Annotated in this window: 16 protein-coding genes; 14 read left to right on the top strand and 2 right to left on the bottom strand. The window is 49.1% G+C overall.

The window, feature by feature from the left end; genetic code table 11:
- Window positions 1–48: 48 nt before the first annotated feature.
- The 13 genes from trmB to AB1I50_RS11065 all read left to right on the top strand — a co-directional run bounded on the left by trmB (window position 49) and on the right by AB1I50_RS11065 (window position 13,591).
- Entirely contained in the window at window positions 49–720 is a 672-nt protein-coding gene (gene trmB, locus AB1I50_RS11125; protein ID WP_407724067.1) for a tRNA (guanosine(46)-N7)-methyltransferase TrmB, read from the top strand.
- A 21-nt stretch (window positions 721–741) separates the two neighbouring features.
- Window positions 742–2,067: a hypothetical protein gene (locus AB1I50_RS11120; RefSeq protein ID WP_407724066.1), complete on the top strand. Its 1,326-nt coding sequence runs from the start codon at window positions 742–744 to the stop codon at window positions 2,065–2,067.
- A gap of 55 nt (window positions 2,068–2,122) precedes the next feature.
- Window positions 2,123–2,830, top strand: coding sequence for a response regulator transcription factor (locus AB1I50_RS11115; protein WP_407724065.1), 708 nt, complete (start codon window positions 2,123–2,125; stop codon window positions 2,828–2,830).
- 72 nt (window positions 2,831–2,902) lie between these two features.
- Complete coding sequence (locus AB1I50_RS11110) at window positions 2,903–4,369, top strand: sensor histidine kinase (RefSeq protein WP_407724064.1); 1,467 nt, start codon at window positions 2,903–2,905, stop codon at window positions 4,367–4,369.
- Between the two features lie 84 nt (window positions 4,370–4,453).
- Window positions 4,454–5,455 carry a DUF1385 domain-containing protein gene (locus AB1I50_RS11105; protein WP_407724063.1) on the top strand — a complete coding sequence of 334 codons (1,002 nt, stop codon included), beginning with the start codon at window positions 4,454–4,456 and terminating at the stop codon, window positions 5,453–5,455.
- A complete protein-coding gene (gene prmC, locus AB1I50_RS11100; RefSeq protein ID WP_407724062.1) occupies window positions 5,449–6,282 on the top strand; it encodes a peptide chain release factor N(5)-glutamine methyltransferase in 834 nt (277 codons plus the stop codon). The genes AB1I50_RS11105 and prmC overlap by 7 nt, the downstream gene beginning before the upstream one ends.
- Window positions 6,283–6,475: 193 nt before the next feature.
- Window positions 6,476–7,573 (top strand): recombinase RecA, encoded by a 1,098-nt coding sequence (gene recA / locus AB1I50_RS11095; protein WP_407724061.1) that lies wholly within the window; start codon window positions 6,476–6,478, stop codon window positions 7,571–7,573.
- The gene (locus tag AB1I50_RS11090) at window positions 7,573–8,181 is read left to right on the top strand and encodes a regulatory protein RecX (RefSeq protein WP_407724060.1); all 609 of its coding nucleotides are present in this window, start codon (window positions 7,573–7,575) and stop codon (window positions 8,179–8,181) included. The genes recA and AB1I50_RS11090 overlap by 1 nt, the downstream gene beginning before the upstream one ends.
- A gap of 28 nt (window positions 8,182–8,209) precedes the next feature.
- Window positions 8,210–9,544 carry a 30S ribosomal protein S12 methylthiotransferase RimO gene (rimO, locus tag AB1I50_RS11085; RefSeq protein WP_407724059.1) on the top strand — a complete coding sequence of 445 codons (1,335 nt, stop codon included), beginning with the start codon at window positions 8,210–8,212 and terminating at the stop codon, window positions 9,542–9,544.
- A 112-nt stretch (window positions 9,545–9,656) separates the two neighbouring features.
- A complete protein-coding gene (gene pgsA / locus AB1I50_RS11080) occupies window positions 9,657–10,238 on the top strand; it encodes a CDP-diacylglycerol--glycerol-3-phosphate 3-phosphatidyltransferase (RefSeq protein WP_407724058.1) in 582 nt (193 codons plus the stop codon).
- A 62-nt stretch (window positions 10,239–10,300) separates the two neighbouring features.
- Entirely contained in the window at window positions 10,301–10,987 is a 687-nt protein-coding gene (gene cysE / locus AB1I50_RS11075) for a serine O-acetyltransferase (protein ID WP_407724057.1), read from the top strand.
- A 42-nt stretch (window positions 10,988–11,029) separates the two neighbouring features.
- A complete protein-coding gene (cysS, locus tag AB1I50_RS11070) occupies window positions 11,030–12,433 on the top strand; it encodes a cysteine--tRNA ligase (RefSeq protein WP_407724056.1) in 1,404 nt (467 codons plus the stop codon).
- Window positions 12,434–12,823: 390 nt separating this feature from the next.
- The gene (locus tag AB1I50_RS11065) at window positions 12,824–13,591 is read left to right on the top strand and encodes a polysaccharide deacetylase family protein (protein ID WP_407724055.1); all 768 of its coding nucleotides are present in this window, start codon (window positions 12,824–12,826) and stop codon (window positions 13,589–13,591) included.
- 185 nt (window positions 13,592–13,776) lie between these two features.
- Here the strand turns inward: AB1I50_RS11065 and AB1I50_RS11060 are convergent, their stop codons facing one another.
- Both AB1I50_RS11060 and AB1I50_RS11055 read right to left on the bottom strand, forming a co-directional pair.
- The gene (locus AB1I50_RS11060) at window positions 13,777–15,315 is read right to left on the bottom strand and encodes a L,D-transpeptidase family protein (RefSeq protein ID WP_407724054.1); all 1,539 of its coding nucleotides are present in this window, start codon (window positions 15,313–15,315) and stop codon (window positions 13,777–13,779) included.
- A gap of 110 nt (window positions 15,316–15,425) precedes the next feature.
- On the bottom strand, window positions 15,426–15,683 hold the full coding sequence (locus AB1I50_RS11055; RefSeq protein WP_407724053.1) for a hypothetical protein: 258 nt from the start codon (window positions 15,681–15,683) through the stop codon (window positions 15,426–15,428).
- 185 nt (window positions 15,684–15,868) lie between these two features.
- Here AB1I50_RS11055 and AB1I50_RS11050 point away from each other — a divergent pair, with 185 nt between their 5' ends.
- Entirely contained in the window at window positions 15,869–16,816 is a 948-nt protein-coding gene (locus AB1I50_RS11050) for a glycoside hydrolase family 25 protein (protein ID WP_407724052.1), read from the top strand.
- Window positions 16,817–16,881 lie beyond the last annotated feature (65 nt).

The following is a 16,881-nucleotide window of genomic DNA, read 5'->3' as shown; positions in this document are numbered from 1 at the left end:
TACAATTTGGTATAATAAAGTGATATTTACTTATTTAAAAGAGGCAATATGAGAATAAGAAAAAAGAAATGGGCTGAGCCCGAGCTGAGCGTTTGCGACTTTTTCGTTAAAAATCCTGACGAGCACGCAGGCAAATGGGCTGAGGCTTTCCCGAAAAAACAGCCGCTGTACCTTGAAATCGGCTGCGGCAAGGGCGGTTTTGCAGGACAGCTCGCGCTTAATAACCCCGATAAAAACATAATCGCCGTCGACATCAAGATTGATATGCTCGGCGTCGGCAGGCGCACGATTGTTAAGCTGTTTGAGGAAAACGGCAAAACCCGGGACGATATTACGAACCTTCTGCTCGTCAACTACAATGTCGAGCAGCTCGATAAGATTATTACAGCCGACGACCAAATCGAAAGGCTGTTCATAAACTTCTGCAATCCGTGGCCGCGCGCAAGGCACAAAAAGCGCAGGCTGACCTTCCCGAGGAAGCTCGAGATGTACAAGACCTTCCTCAAAAAAGACGCGGAAATCCGCTTTAAGACCGATGACGACGAGCTTTTTGAGGAGAGCGTGGAGTACTTTGAGCAGAGCGGATATGAGATTAAATTCATCACGCGCGACTTGCACGCAAGCGATGTTAAGGACAACATCGTGACCGAGCACGAGCGGATGTTCACCGAGGAAGGCAAAAAAATTAAGTATCTGATCGCAGTGCAGAAAACCGACTAAATTACAAAAGGAAGTGATTACTTGAAGCTTAAAAACCTTGCCGCAGTTATTTTGGCAGCGTCAACCGCGCTTTTGTGCGGCTGTAATATTGCGGATTTGAGCTTTGAGGAATCGCTCAGACCGCCCAGAACAATGGGCGACGAGGCGGAAATTGAAAAGCTGATTTCCAAGACGGCAGGCAGCAATTACACGCTTAAGTATCCCAAAAGTGGCTCCTACCGCAGCGCCATTATTATGAACGACCTAAACGGCGACGGCGTTGACGAGGCTATCGCCTTCTTCAAGGGCAAGGACGAAACCGCCGGGGTTCATATGCTGTTGATGTACGATCAGGATGGCGAGTGGAAAACCTCGGGCGATTACGTCACCGAAACCACCGACGTCGACTGCGTTGACTTCGCGGATATCGACGAAAACAACGGGCTCGAAATTATCGTCGGCTACACCACCTACACTCCGAACGTGAACTTTTTGGCGTGCTACACCTACTCAAACGGCGTGACCGACACAATTCAGGCAGGTCAAAATTACTCGTCGTTTTACTGCGGAAACCTTGACAACAACGGCAAGAGCGAGATTATCACTCTCTCGCTTTTCAGCGCGGAAAATCAGGCGAAAGCCTCAATGCTCTCCTACAGCAAGGAGAAAAAGCAGATTTTTGTTAAAGCCTCAGCTCCGATGGACCCGAACGTCGTAAAGATTAAGAGCATCGGAATGTCGGACTTTGACGGCTCGGTTAAGGGCGTTGTGGTTGACGGCTCGTTTGCGAGCGAGGAGCTCGTAACTCAGGTTATCTACTACAACCAAACCCTCGCTGTGCTGAGAAATCCGCTGTATAAAGAAAAACAGAAGAACCCGACTACGCGCACCGTCGGCGTTTTGAGCACTGACTTTGACGGCGACTCAAAGCTTGAAATCCCGATGGCGGAAAAGCTTCCGTTCCACGGCGAGGATATGGCGCTGACCGTGGCTGACAAAATCAGCTGGTGCTCGTTTAATCCCGCAAACGAAACGCTTACGGTAAAAAGCGTTGTCGCTGAGAACAGAAAATGCGGTTTTTCCGTAAAACAGCCTTCAAAATGGGTTGACAGAAGCTATACCGCGATTAATGACGAAAACTCAATGAAGCTTTACGAGTGGGTAAACAACGCACTCGGTGAGGAGCTTTTTGAGGTCAAAGCGTTTGACGTCTCGGCGTGGGACAAGGGCAAAATCGACGGCTTTACGCTGATTTACCGCGACAACCGCTACGCCTATGCGTTCACAAATCCACAGGGCAAAAGCCCGATGAAGCTTACAGACGACGAGATTAAAACGGCGTTTTCAGTAACCGATAACAGAGTGTAAAAAATCACACTTTATATAAAACAAACTTACTTTTCCAAAAACGGAGGTTTTGAAGATGAAAAAAATTCTTGTATGCGAGGACGAATCCGCTATCCGCGATTTTGTCGTAATCAACCTCACCCGTGCGGGTTATGACGTTGTTGAGGCAGACTGCGGAGAAACCGCACTAAAAAAGTACGACGAGTACGACGGCGACTTTGATATCGCTATTCTCGACGTTATGATGCCCGGCATTGACGGTTTTCAGGTTTGTAAGGAGCTGAGAAACCGCAACGGCGGAATAGGCATTATTATGCTCTCCGCAAAAACTCAGGAGATGGATAAGGTAACAGGTCTTATGCTCGGCGCTGACGACTATGTTGCAAAGCCCTTCTCCCCCAGCGAGCTTTTGGCGCGCGTCGATTCGCTCTACAGGAGAGTTGCGCTCGCACAGTCAAGGTCTGAGAACAACTTTAAAGAGGAGCTCAAGTCAGGCGACTTTACACTTAATCTGCGCAACCGTGCTCTGCTCAAAAACGGCAAGATGATTGAGCTTACTCAGGTTGAGTTCCAGATTATGGAGTATTTCTTCTCAAATCCCGGCGTTGCGCTCGACAGAATTGATATTCTCAACCACGTTTGGGGCGACGCTTATGTGGGCGAGGACAAGATTGTCGACGTTAATATCCGCAGACTGAGAATGAAGGTCGAGGACGAACCCTCTAACCCCAAGCATATCATCACTGTATGGGGACTCGGCTACAAGTGGGACTCAGGCGAGTAAGAAAAGAATAATGAACAATGAACAATGAATAATGAATAGTGAGTAATTTAAAGAAGGGATGGTGACAACAGAATGTTCCGCGGCATTACCAAGCGCTGGATGCTCAACACGCTCAGCGTTATTTTGACCATAATTATTCTGATTGTCGTCACCCTTATTTTTGTTGTAACCTACCTGTTCCAAAGCGGAGTTGAGCAGAGGCTCGCCTCTACCGGCAACGAGCTGAGCATTGTCTTTTCGGGCTTTCAGAGCCCGGGCTCGACAGAGTTTACCTCTGCCGCGCGCGACTACATTGAGAACTTCGACAAAAAAGAAAATATGGGGGTTATGGTACTCAACTCCACAGGCAAGGTTGTTTTGACCTCTACGGGTTTCCTGCCCGAGGAGGATGAAAAGTTTACCGACTTTGACTCCGCTGTGTCAAACGAGGACGGCTACGCCTTTTGGCGCGGAACTCTGCTTTCAGGCGAGGCTGCTATGAGCGAGACGAGAGTTATCAAGGATCCCGACGGCGCTGTTGTAGGCGCAATCAGGTACATAGTCAGCATGGAGCCCGTCAACAGCAGGATTATCCTGTCCGCGGTAATTATTATCGCAATCGGGCTGGTGATTTTGGGACTTGTTATTATTTCGGGCTTGCTGTTTATCCGCTCAATCGTCAAGCCTATTCAAAGGCTTTCCGAAGCTGCAGGGCAGATTGCGCAGGGCGACTTCTCCGCCTCGGAGAAAATCGAGCACAAGTACGACGACGAAATCGGTGATTTGTGCGACGCGGTAAGCGATATGGCTAAGGACTTGGAGACTACCGAGCAGATGAAAAACGACTTTATCTCGCGCGTATCTCACGAGCTGAGAACTCCTCTTACCGCAATTAAGGGCTGGGCGGAAACCATGCAGCTCAGCGAACGCGGCACGCTTGACCGCCGCACCTTTGACAAGGGCATGGGGGTAATTATTAAAGAGAGCACAAGGCTTACGGGCATCGTTGAGGAGCTGCTCGACTTCGGCAGAATCCAGAGCGGCAGAATGGTTTTGATGAATGAAAAAATCGACATCCTCGCTGAGTTTGACGAGACCGTATATATGCTCAAGGAACGCGCCGTTGAGGAGGGCAAGCACCTGCTTTACGATGAACCCGAGGTGGTTTATCCCCCGATTTACGGCGACAGAAACAGACTGAGACAGGTTTTCCTGAATATTCTTGACAATGCGCTTAAATACACGCCAAAGGGCGGCGTTGTCGCGGCGCAGGTTATCTACAGCAAGGATGAACCTGATGTTATAAAAATTATCGTTACGGACACAGGCTGCGGTATTTCCGCAGAGGATTTGCCGAGGGTTAAGGAAAAATTCTACAAGGCAAATCAGACCGTCCGCGGTTCGGGTATCGGACTGGCGGTTGCCGACGAGATTATGAACCTTCACCACGGCTCGCTCGATATCGAGAGCGGCGAGGGCGTCGGAACAACCGTAACGCTCACCTTCCCCATATATAAAGAGGGAAGCGAGAATAAAAAGACAGAGGTAGTTAAGCTCTAAAGATTAGAGTTAAGAGTTAAGAGTTTAGAGTTTAATTATTTGTCATTACACTGTGACAGCCTCTACTTTGAAAGGGTATATTTTATGAGTAAAAAGACAAAGAAAATTACTTCAATCGGCGGTAGTGCGCTGATTGAAGGTATTATGATGAGGGGACCGAAAAAGAGCACGGTTTGCGTGCGCACCGCCCCCGATGAAATTTATTCGGAGGACATCAGCATTAACACTATCCCCTCCAAGTTCAAGATTTTTAAAATTCCGTTTTTGAGGGGTATCGCAGGCTTAATCGACTCTATGCGCCTTAGCTACAAGTCGCTTATGCTGTCCGCCGACAAGGCGATTGAATCCGCCGAGATTGAGGAAGAACCCTCAAAATTCGAAAAATGGCTCGACGACAAGTTCGGAGACAAGCTCGTAAAGGTGCTTATGGTAATCGCCTCGGTAATCGGCGTGGCGTTTGCAATCGGACTGTTTTTTTTCCTGCCGTCCTTCCTGTTTGACCTTTGCTCAAACTTCATCCCTGCCTTCAGAGCCGAGGGCAACTCTAACCCCGAGATGGTAAGGCTCTGGAAGTCGATTTTCGAGGGCGTTTTGAAGATTGCCCTGTTTTTAACATACATCGTTATTGTGTCGCAAACGCCCGATATGAAGCGCGTGTTTATGTACCACGGCGCAGAGCATAAAACGATTTTCTGCTACGAAAACGAGAAAGAGCTCACCGTTGAAAACGTAAAAAAGCAGACTCGATTCCACCCCCGTTGCGGCACAAGCTTTATGGTAATTATGCTGATTATCGGCATTTTGGTTGGTCTTTTGATTCCTGCAAATCCGTTCGGAATCGCGTTTTTAAGACCTGTGTTTAAGATTTTGCTCATTCCGCTTGTATGCGGACTCGGCTATGAGCTGATTAAGCTGTGCGGCAAGCACGACAACGTTTTGACAAGAATCATCGCTGCTCCCGGACTTTGGGCGCAGAGAATTACCACAAAAGAACCAAACGACGATATGATTGAGGTCGCCATCAAGGCGATCAAGTCGGTTATCCCCGAGGACGGTTCGGATATTGTCGGCGGCTGCGGATGCTAAAGGATTTATACATAAAATTACGCGGTATCCTCTCGGAAGCAGAAATTGAAGCTCCCGAGCTCGAGGCAAGGCTTTTGATTGAGGGCGTGACGGGTATGAACCGCGCTTCTCAAATTGCAAATTCAAATTCGGAAATAAGCGGAGAAATTCAGGAAAAGCTGATATCTATGGCGCAAAAACGCGCCGAGCACCTGCCCTTGCAGTACATTTTGGGCAAGTGGAACTTTATGGGCTTTGAGTTTAAGGTCGGTGAAGGCGTGCTTATTCCGCGCGACGACACCGAGGTTCTCGTCGGGCTTTGCCTTGACTATCTGAAAGCTTCCGACGGCAAAACCGCACTCGATTTATGCGCAGGAAGCGGAGCGGTAAGCGTTGCGCTTGACAAGCTTGCAAACGCGGACGTCACCGCGGTAGAGCTGTCCGATAAAGCGTATAATTTTCTTTTAGAGAATATTAAAGGCACGAATATCAAGCCGCACAAGGGCGATATTTTTGAGTGCTACAGGGATTTTGAAGCGAAAAGCTTTGACTTGATCGCCTCAAATCCGCCCTACATCAAGACAGATGAAATCGAAACCCTGCAAACCGAGGTCGGTTACGAGCCTAAAACGGCTCTCGACGGCGGCGCGGACGGTCTTGACTTTTACCGCGCGATAGCCCGGCGCTGGACTCCCCTGCTCAAAAGCGGCGGAGCGATGGCGTTTGAGCTCGGTGAAGGTCAGGCGGAATACGTCGGCGGTCTAATGGCTGACCACGGCTATATAAATATCAAAACCGCAAAGGATTTGGGCGGTACCGACAGGGCGATTATCGGTATTTTGCCCTGAGCATTGTACAATTTTCGGTACAATGCAAAGGTTTTAGAAAATTTGTTCGAAGTTTTTGCCCCCAAGCCATTGAAATTTGGATTGGTATGATTTATAATTACTCTTGGAAGTTTAAGGTTGGTTTTTGTATTAAAACTAACATAAAAAGTGAATGAGCTTTCAACTTTCAACTACATTACGGAGGTATATGAAAATGGCAGTAGACAGAAACAAGGCGCTGGAAACAGCGATTTCTCAGCTTGAAAAACAATTCGGAAAGGGCGCTGTTATGCGCCTTGGAGAGAATAAGCATATGGAGGTTGAGCACATCTCAACCGGTTCGCTTTCGCTCGACGTAGCGCTCGGAATCGGCGGACTTCCCAGGGGCAGAATTATCGAGATTTACGGTCCGGAGTCCTCAGGTAAAACAACCCTTTCGCTCACCTGTATTGCCGAGGGTCAAAAGCTCGGCGGCAACGCGGCGTTTATCGACGTTGAGCACGCGCTTGATCCTGTATATGCCGAAGCGCTCGGCGTTGACGTTGATTCCCTGCTCGTTTCACAGCCCGACACCGGCGAGGACGCGCTCGAAATTGCCGAGGCGCTCATCCGCTCAGGCGCGATCGACGTTATCGTAATCGACTCGGTAGCCGCGCTTGTTCCCAAGGCTGAGATCGAGGGCGAAATGGGCGACAGCCACGTTGGTCTGCACGCGCGCCTTATGTCGCAGGCTTTAAGAAAGCTCGCAGGCGCTATCAGCAAATCAAACTGCGTCGCAATCTTCATCAACCAGCTCCGCGAAAAGGTCGGCGTAATCTACGGCAACCCCGAGGTTACCACCGGCGGACGTGCGCTTAAGTTCTACAGCTCTGTTAGAATAGATATCCGCAAGGCTGAGGCGCTTAAGGTTAACGGAGAAATCATCGGCAACCACACCAAGTGTAAGGTTGTTAAAAATAAAATCGCTCCGCCGTTCAAGACGGCTGAGTTCGACATTATGTACGGCGAGGGTATCTCGCGCGAAGGCGAGCTGATCGACCTCGGCGTTCAGGCTGAGGTTATTCAGAAGGCAGGCGCGTGGTTCAGCTACAACGGCAACCGTCTCGGTCAGGGCCGCGACAGAGTTAAGGAGCTGCTCAAAAACGATCCCGAGCTGTACAAGGAAATCGAGACAAAGCTCTGGGAGAACATTGACAAGCTCTACGCTTCCGCAAAGCCCAAGACTGCTAAAAAGGCTACGGTAAGCAAGGTTGACGAGCCTGCTCCGGCTGCCGATAAAAAGAGCGCAAACATCGACATTTTGGCTGAATAATGACTATCACCGCGATTGAGCCGCGCCGCAGGCAGATGTGCGCGCTGTTTATTGACGGCGAGTACGTGATGAACCTTGACGCTCAGACGTTGATTGAAAACCGCTTTGACGTCGGCCGCGAAATTGACGACGACGAGCTAGGGGAGATTATCGAAAAGAGCAACGAACGCCGCGCAAAGGACAAGGCGCTGTGGCTGATTTCGTACAGAAGCCACTCCAAAAAGGAGCTTTTTGACAAGCTCAGGCGCGATTTTGACGAGGACAGCGCTCAAAAGGCGGTTGACCGTATGCAGGAGCTCGGCTTGATTAACGACGGCGAGTTTGCCAAGGCATACGCCCGAAAGCTGGTCTACGGCAAAAAAATGTCGCTGAGAGCCGCGGAGCTTGAGCTGCGCCGCAAGGGCATTGACGAAATAACCGCCGAGCAGGCGCTAAGTGAGCTTGAATACGACGCGCAAACTCAGATTATTGAATTTATAAGTAAAAAATACAGAAATATTGAAGATGAAAAGGTCAGACGCCGCGCCGTTGCCGCCCTGCAAAGAAAAGGCTACGGCTGGGATGACATTAAGCAGGCGATTGAAAGCATGAGCGGCGATTTTGACTAATATCTAATAAATAAAGGACTGAACGCATATGAATTATAAGGCAGGAATTGTGTCGCTCGGCTGCGCTAAAAACCAGGTGGACGCCGAAATACTGCTTTTCAGCCTAAAGCAAAAGGGCTTTGAGCTTGTAGACGACCCTGCCAAGGCTGACGCGGTAATCGTCAACACCTGCGGCTTTATCGAAAGCGCCAAGCAGGAGAGCATTGACGAGATCATCGAGCTCGGAAAGCTAAAGCGCGAAGGCAAAATCAAGGCGATTATCGTTACGGGCTGCCTTGCCGAAAGGTACCAAAACGAGATTACCAAGCAGCTCTACGAGGTTGACGCCGCTGTGGGTATCGGCGCAAATTCAAAAATTGCCGATATCGTGCTCGACGCGCTGGGCGGCAATAAAACCGAGCTTTTCCCAAGCAAGCTTGAGCTGCCGCTTGAGGGCGGAAGAATTCAGTCCACTCCCCCCTACACCGCTTATCTGAAAATTGCCGAGGGCTGCGACAACCGCTGTACCTACTGCGCAATTCCGCTCATCAGGGGCGGTTTCAGAAGCAGAGAGCCCGAAAACGTCATTGAAGAAGCAAAACAGCTTGCCGAAAAAGGTGTTCGCGAGCTAAATGTTATCGCTCAGGACACCACGCGCTACGGCGAGGATTTGTTCGGCAAGCCGTACCTTGCCAAGCTGTTAAAGGAGCTCTGCAAAATTGAAAAGCTGCGCTGGATAAGGGTGCTCTACTGCTACCCCGAGCGCGTTACCGACGAGCTGATTGACGTAATGGCGAATGAGGAAAAAATCGTAAAATACATTGATTTGCCGCTTCAGCACTGCAACGCTGAAATTCTTAAAAGTATGAACCGCCGCGGCTCACGCGAGAGCTTAACCGCATTGCTTAATAAAATCCGTGACAGAATCCCGAACGTTGTGCTCCGCACAACCTTTATCTCAGGCTTCCCCGGAGAAACAGAGGAGCAGTTTGAGGAGCTCTGCGAGTTCGCGAAGGAGATTGAATTTGACAGGCTCGGCTGTTTCCCCTACTCTCAGGAGGAGGACACCCCTGCCGCAGCGTTCCCAAATCAGCTTGACGAGGAAACAAAGCAGAACCGCGCCGATATAATTATGGAACAGCAGCAGCTTATTATGACGCGCCGCTGCGAAAAGCTCGTCGGCACAACCGCCGAGGTGCTTGTCGAGGGCTTTGACCGCATAGCCGAGTGCTGGTACGGCAGAACCTACGCCGACGCTCCCGAGGTTGACGGCTGCGTGTTCTTCACAACCGGCGGCAAAAAGCCAAGCATCGGCAGCTTTGTAAACGTAAAAATAACCGACACAATGGGCATTGACCCGGTCGGCGAAATGATAGAGAATTAAAGAGTAATAACCATATTGATTTAATATAACAGACGGTATTATTTCCAACTTAACTCTTAACTCTTAACTCTCAACTCTTAACTCTAAACTCTCAACTCAAAAAGAGGCAACTATGAACCTACCAAACAAACTCACTGTAGGAAGGATTTTGCTTGTTCCGCTGTTCGTAGCGGCAATGCTTATTCCGTTTCCGCTTCACAATTTAGCGGCGCTGATACTTTTCTCAGCCGCTTCAATAACCGATATGCTCGACGGAAAAATCGCGCGCAAGCGCGGTCTTATCACGGACTTCGGAAAATTTGCCGACCCTCTCGCTGATAAAATTTTGGTGCTGGCGGCAATGCTCTGCCTGGTTCAAAACGGACTTTGCGACTGCGTGGCGGTTATAATTGTGCTGCTCAGGGAGTTTTCGGTAACATCAATCAGGCTTATCGCCTCGACCAAGGGCGAGGTTATCGCCGCCAACAAATGGGGCAAGGTAAAGACCGTTACGCAGATGACCGCGCTGATTATCATTATGGTTTTGCAGTCGGTATGCGATATAATCAAGCTTTCGGGCGGAGTTGTCACCGAAGATTTAAGCCTGATTTTCTTTATTATCGGAGAGGTTCTCATTTGGATTTCCACATTTTTCGCGATTATCTCGGGCGTAATTTACGTAAAACAGAACTTCCATTTTATCTCGGAAACATAAAACCGAATGATTGTTTAATTATTCATAATTAAACTCTAAACTCTGACTGTAAGGGTGATTTTTTGTTCGAAGTATTAAAATCAGATATCCAGGCGGTTTTAGACCGCGACCCTGCCGCAAGGAGCAAGGCTGAGGTTTTCTTCCTCTACTCGGGCTTTAAGGCAGTCCGCCGTCACCGCCGCGCACACTGGTTTTTTAATCATAATCACAAGTTCATAGCCCGCTGGATTTCCCAGCGAAGCCGCCACAAAACGGGTATCGAAATTCACCCGGGCGCAAAAATCGGCAAGGGTTTGTTTATCGACCACGGAATGGGCGTTGTCATCGGTGAAACCACGGTTATCGGCGACAACTGCACAATCTACCAGAACGTAACCCTCGGCGGTACGGGTAAGGAAACCGGCAAACGCCACCCGACTCTCGGCAACAATGTGCTTGTAGGCTCGGGCGCGAAGGTGCTCGGACCGTTCACCGTTGGCGATAACGCGCGAATTGCCGCAGGCGCGGTTGTTCTGCGCGAGGTTCCGCCGAACGCCACCGCGGTAGGCGTTCCGGCAAGAATTGTCAAGCTAAACGGTATCAGGCACGAAAACCTCGACCAAATTCACGTTTCCGACCCTGTCGCTCAGGATTTGGGAGTATTGGAGCACAAGCTTAGCGAGCTTACCGCGGAGCTTGAAAAACTCCGCGCCGAGTCCGCAAGACGTTCAAATCCGGCTGAAAGCTCGTTTGACAGCGCAAGCCTTTAAGATAATTGATAATTGATAATTGAAAATTAAGGAGTAAACAAAATGCAGTTATATAACTCTTTGGGACAGACAAAGCAGGAATTTGTACCCTATTCAGATAAGATTGTAAATATGTACACCTGCGGTCCGACCGTGTACCACTACGCGCACATCGGCAACCTGCGCACGTATATTATGGAGGACGTGCTTGAAAAGTATCTCCGTTTTTCGGGCTACAACGTTAAGCGCGTTATGAACATCACCGACGTCGGACATCTTTCGAGCGACGCCGACACCGGCGAGGACAAAATGCTCGCAGGCGCAAAGCGCGAGCACAAAAGCGTGCTGGAAATCGCGAAGTTCTACACCGACGCATTCTTCTCGGACTGCGCAAAGCTCAATATCAAAACTCCCGACGTGGTAGAGCCTGCCACAAACTGCATTGACGAGTTTATCAATATGGTTTCCACCCTGCTCGACAAGGGCTACGCCTATGTTGCAGGCGGAAACGTTTACTTTGACACCTCAAAGCTCGACGAATACTACGTTTTCGGCAATATGAACGAGGACGACTTGGCTGTAGGCGTTCGCGACAGCGTTGAGGAAGATACAAACAAGCGCAATAAAACCGACTTTGTGCTCTGGTTTACCAAGTCGAAGTTCGACGACCAGGAGCTTAAATGGGAAAGTCCGTGGGGCTACGGCTATCCCGGCTGGCACATTGAGTGCTCGTCAATCAGCTACAAGCACAACGGCGAGTATCTTGACATTCACTGCGGCGGAATTGACAACGCCTTCCCCCACCACACCAACGAAATCGCGCAGAGCGAGGCGTTTATCGGTCACAAGTGGTGCAAATACTGGTTCCACGTGCTCCACCTCAACGACGCGAGGGGCAAAATGAGCAAGTCAAAGGGCGACTTTTTGACGGTTTCTCTGCTCGAGAGCAAGGGCTACAATCCGCTGGTTTACAGAATGTTCTGCCTGCAGAGCCACTACCGCAAGCCGCTGACCTTTACCTACGACAGCCTTGACAACACCGCTAAGGCTTATGAAAAGCTGGTTACGAGAATTGCGAACATCTCCCCTGACGGCGAGGTTGACAGCGCCAAGGCAGACGAGCTTATCGGCAAGTTCAAGGAAGCGCTCGACAACGACCTCAACACCGCGCTCGGACTTACCGCGGTTTATGACGTGCTTAAGGCTGATACAAACGGCGCGACAAAGCTGTTTGTCATCGGTGAGCTCGACAAGGTTCTCTCGCTAAACCTCATTACCGAAAAAGAGGATGAAGAGCCTGCGGCTGACAGCGATTTAACCGCTGAGATTGAAGCTCTCATTCAGCAGCGCACCGAAGCGCGCGCCGCAAAGGACTGGGCAACCGCCGACGCAATCCGCGACAAGCTCAAGAAAATGAACGTGACGGTTATCGACTCCAAGGACGGAATAACTTGGAAGTTTAACTGATTTAATTAACAAAAAGCTTCTCTTATTGAGAAGCTTTTTTCGTTTTCAGAAATATATTGCATTTTATCAAATTATATGATATACTGTCAACGTAAAGAAACGGTGGCGGCTGTTTCGACACCCTTTAGAGATGGGGTGTTAAAGCTTATGGAATATTTAGCTGTTATTGCTATAATAGTTATTTTCACTTTTTACATAGTGATTTCTATAAAGAGATAACCGCCCTGTTCTTGCACAACAGAGCGGTTACATAATTAACCCTTTAGTATTGCGAAACAGTCCATACCGTTTCTTTACACTCTCATTATAATCTATTTTTCGCTGATAGTCAATATGCTTGTAATAAAAATTCTTCCCTTTCCATACAATTCTATGGAAGGGGATTTTTTTATGAAGTTTTTTGTTCTTACAAAGCGGAGCTTGCTGTCTCTCGCGTTTTGCTTAATTATCGGCGCACTGGCGGCGACGGTCGCGGTAAGCTCGGCGGTTAAGGCGGTTCAGACCACCGCCGAGCCGAAGATTGTTCCTGTTTACCGCGTAGAGGGCGGCAAAAATCAGGTCGCGATTTCATTTGACGCCGCGTGGGGCGATGAGCAGACCGAACACCTGCTGAATATTCTCGACGAAAACGACGTAAAGGCGACGTTTTTCCTCGTCGGTGACTGGGTAGATAAATACCCCGACGACGTTAAGGAAATTCACGAGCGCGGTCACGACATCGGCAATCACAGCGACACCCATCCGCATATGCCGCAGCTCGATATTTCGGGAGAAAACGCCGAGGTTCAGGCGTGTAATGAAAAGATTAAGGCGCTCACAGGGCAGTCTCCCACGCTGTTCCGTCCGCCCTACGGCGACTACGACAACAACCTTGTCAACTGCGTAAAAAGCCTCGGAATGTACTGCGTTCAGTGGGATGTTGACAGTCTGGACTGGAAGGATCCATCCCCCGAGCAGATGACGAAAACCGTGCTCGACAAGGTGCAGGACGGCTCGATAGTACTTATGCACAACGGCGCAAAAAATACCCCAGCCGCGCTGCCGAACATAATCAAAGGCATACGCGATAAGGGGTTTGAGATTGTGCTTATTAAAGACCTGATTCCCGAGGGAGAATACTATACGGACGTGCAGGGTGAGCTGCACCTTTCCAATTGAAAATTTGAGGTGTTGTCCAAATCTTTGATTTGGGTAACAACACCCATGCGTTAGCTGAAAATGGAAAATGGAGAATTATATTGACATAATCGTTTAATTGTTATATAATTCCAAAAAAGAAAATATTTATATTTGTATAAAACAGAGCTGCCGACAATTTGTCAGCAGCTCTTACTGTTATTTAATTAATATACAATAACCGGAGTTCCGTAATCGGAGTTGTTGTAGATAATTCTCACCTTATCAACCGGGGTGTTTACACAGCCGTGAGAGCCGTCGCCCTTATAGATTGAGCCGCCGAAGCGTGAACGCCAGCTTGCATCGTGAATTCCGCAGCCTCCGCTGAACGCCATCCAGTACTCAACGAACGACGAGTATCCCGGACCGCTGAGGGTTGTGTTTCTCGCGCGCTGATACATACTAAAGTAACCCTTCGGGGTGTTGTGCCAGCCGTCGGCGTTACCTGTAACAACGTCGGTCTCGACAATCAGCTTGCCGTTTTTGTAGTACCACATATGCTGCTTGTCAATGCTTACCTCAACATATGTATCGCCCATAGCCTTGCCGTAGATGTTTCCGTTTACGGTAAGTGTGCGGTTAACCGCCGTACCGGTAATGCTGTGCTGCTTTGTAACATACAGCGGATATACGCGGAAATACAGCTTTCTGCCGGGCTGGAGTCTGGGAGAAGTAAAGCGGTTTGAGGTTGTGCTGCCGAGCTTTGTACCGGAAAGCGAGTCGGGCTTGTCATAGCAGTAAATATCATAACGGGTAGCGAACTTGTTGTAGTTCCAAACAAGGTCAACCTTTGAGCGGCTTGTCGAGATATTGAACGCCGGAGCGCCTAAGCCCGACAGACACTTAAGTCTGTTGGAGGGTGAAGAATAGCCGCAGCCGTTGCACTCTCTGTACGCCTTTACATTATAAACGTAGATGTTGCCGACCTTAACGTTTGTATCAACAAAGCTGCGGTTCTGCTTGCCGACAATTGTCTTGTAGAGAACCTCTTTGTTGCCGGATTCGGGCGACGAACGGAAAATCTTGTAGCCCGTAGCCTTGGTGTTGGCATTCCATCTAAGCTCGATAATCTGTGATGAACGGACTCTAAGCAGCATACCGACCGCGCCGGGCTGAGTAGCGGTCTTTTTGAGTGTACGGTTACCCTCGTAGTTCTTGCCGTTGTAGGTGAGGTACGCGGATACCATAAAGTGGTACTGAGTTGTGTTTCTCAGGCGGTTAAGTGTAAAGGCGGTGTTCTTAGTAGTACCTGCCTTGTGCCAGCCGCCTTCTTCACCGTCGGCATTATAATAGTATACGATATAGCCTACGGCGTTTGCAACCTTGTTCCAAGTGAGTGAAATGCTGTTTGTAGCATAGCTGGTCTTTTGAAGGTTAACAACGTTGCCGGGTACGGGAATTTGGGGCTCTGTCGGAGCTTCGGTAGCAGCGACAATCTCCTCATCGGGCTCAGCGGCAGCGCTGTGCGCGTCGTCAACAGCGGCAATAGCCTCTGCCTCGTCCTTTGCGCCGTTAAAGTCCTCTCCCTCGTTGTCAGCGAGTGTTACTCCTTCTTCCTCTGCGCCTGCGGTATCTGCATTATCGGAAGCGGCGGCGGTCTGTTCGTCTGTCTGTGCAGCCGAAACGCCTACCACACTTGCCGCCGAAACCGCCATAACAGCGGAGAGCAAAAGCGCAAGCAGTTTTTTGGATTTCCTCATTTTCATAAACGCTCCTTTATTGTTGATGTCCCGAAACCTAATGTTGCGGGCAATCAAATTATACAGATTTATATGCGAAAAAACTGTCGTTAATAACACCAAACAATAATAACCTGTTATTTACCTTCTGCGACAGCTTTTCTGACCTCGGCCTTAAGCCTTTCAAGCGGCGTGTCCTTTTTGCTGATAATCTCTCCCGGGCCGAGGGTTTTGGGAGTGAGATTAGAAGCGCCCGACTGGCTGTGCATCTGAATTACAATGCCTTCGAGCTGAATTAGCGCAAAAAGCTGACTGAGCGACGTGCAGCCGTCAATCGCCTTTAGCAGTTCGGCTTTGGATTTTTTGCGGTATCCTCTGACCGTTGCACCCTTCACTCAATCACCTGCCTTTAAACCTATTTATAATATTATACTTAAAAAACGGAAATTTTTCAATAGTTATTTTAACTTTATTTGTTTACAGAGGGATTATTTTGTGGTATTATTGAAAAAAATCGGAAAATGATAGCATATTTTCGATTTTATAACCTTTATAAATAAAGCAAAGGAAGTGTAATAAAATGAAAAGAATAATTTGTCTGTCACTCGTTTTGGCGGTATTATTCGGTGCAGTATTAACAGGCTGCGGCTCAAAAAACAACCAGAATAACTCAAACAACGGCTCAGCAAGTGCAAATTCAGGCTCTGAGGGTAGCCAAAGCTCACAGACCGCGACCGACGCGCCTGTTCAGGCAACCGGCGGCAAGGTACATATTCAGGACAATGTCCTCGGTGATATCTGGATTACCGAGCTCGAAGGCGTAGAGCGCAATAAGCTCGACAACATCGGATTTTCCACCGAAAACGGCCTGAAGGTCTACACCGAAAACGGCAGTAAAGCCTCAATGGCAGGCATTGACGTGTCGTACAACTGCGGAAATATCGACTGGAAAAAGGTCAAGGAAGCAGGAATTGACTTTGTAATGGTTCGTCTCGGCGGACGCGGCTACGGCGATGAGGGCTCGCTCTACAGCGACGAAAAGGCGCTTGAATACATCAACGGCGCAAAACAGCAGGGAATCAAGGTCGGCGGATACTTCTTCTCTCAGGCTACGACCAATGACGAAGCGGTTGAGGAAGCAAAGTACGCTGTCAGCACCTTAAACGGCTTAAAGCTCGACTTTCCCCTCGCCTACGACTGGGAAATTATCAAGGACGACAACGCGCGTACCGACGGCGTGAGCTCCGCGCAGGCTACCGAATGCGCGAAGGCGTTCTGCGACGAGATTAAAAATCAGGGCTTCACCCCGATGATTTACTCTCCGAGCAAGGAGCTTTACTTCAAATACGACCTCGCGCGCCTTAAGGACATCGACATCTGGTACTGCGAGTACGCCGAGGTGCCGAGCTTCTACTATCAGTTCTCGATGTGGCAGTACAGCGACAAGGGCAAGGTTGACGGAATTGACACCGAGGTTGACCTCAATATCTGCTTCACAAACGTTGCGCAGTACAATTTCTTCTACTAAAGAAAAATAACTGCTCTTTTGATGTTAATAACGAATAATAGCAATTACAATCCGTTTAGTTCCAA

Origin of the sequence: Ruminococcus sp. NATIVEDY161 (assembly GCF_045819895.1) — a bacterium.
Taxonomy (GTDB): domain Bacteria; phylum Bacillota; class Clostridia; order Oscillospirales; family Acutalibacteraceae; genus Ruminococcoides.
The sequence above is the reverse complement of the archived record's forward strand: the minus strand, read 5'-3'. Positions and strand labels throughout refer to the sequence as shown.

Coding starts and splice junctions, on each gene's coding strand:
- pgsA (WP_407724058.1), top strand. CDS start 9,657: ATGAACCTACCAAACAAACTCACTGTAGGAAGGATTTTGCTTGTTCCG.
- AB1I50_RS11050 (WP_407724052.1), top strand. CDS start 15,869: ATGAAAAGAATAATTTGTCTGTCACTCGTTTTGGCGGTATTATTCGGT.
- trmB (WP_407724067.1), top strand. CDS start 49: ATGAGAATAAGAAAAAAGAAATGGGCTGAGCCCGAGCTGAGCGTTTGC.
- AB1I50_RS11065 (WP_407724055.1), top strand. CDS start 12,824: ATGAAGTTTTTTGTTCTTACAAAGCGGAGCTTGCTGTCTCTCGCGTTT.
- AB1I50_RS11090 (WP_407724060.1), top strand. CDS start 7,573: ATGACTATCACCGCGATTGAGCCGCGCCGCAGGCAGATGTGCGCGCTG.
- cysS (WP_407724056.1), top strand. CDS start 11,030: ATGCAGTTATATAACTCTTTGGGACAGACAAAGCAGGAATTTGTACCC.
- AB1I50_RS11115 (WP_407724065.1), top strand. CDS start 2,123: ATGAAAAAAATTCTTGTATGCGAGGACGAATCCGCTATCCGCGATTTT.
- rimO (WP_407724059.1), top strand. CDS start 8,210: ATGAATTATAAGGCAGGAATTGTGTCGCTCGGCTGCGCTAAAAACCAG.
- AB1I50_RS11110 (WP_407724064.1), top strand. CDS start 2,903: ATGTTCCGCGGCATTACCAAGCGCTGGATGCTCAACACGCTCAGCGTT.
- prmC (WP_407724062.1), top strand. CDS start 5,449: ATGCTAAAGGATTTATACATAAAATTACGCGGTATCCTCTCGGAAGCA.
- AB1I50_RS11060 (WP_407724054.1), bottom strand. CDS start 15,315: ATGAAAATGAGGAAATCCAAAAAACTGCTTGCGCTTTTGCTCTCCGCT.
- recA (WP_407724061.1), top strand. CDS start 6,476: ATGGCAGTAGACAGAAACAAGGCGCTGGAAACAGCGATTTCTCAGCTT.
- AB1I50_RS11105 (WP_407724063.1), top strand. CDS start 4,454: ATGAGTAAAAAGACAAAGAAAATTACTTCAATCGGCGGTAGTGCGCTG.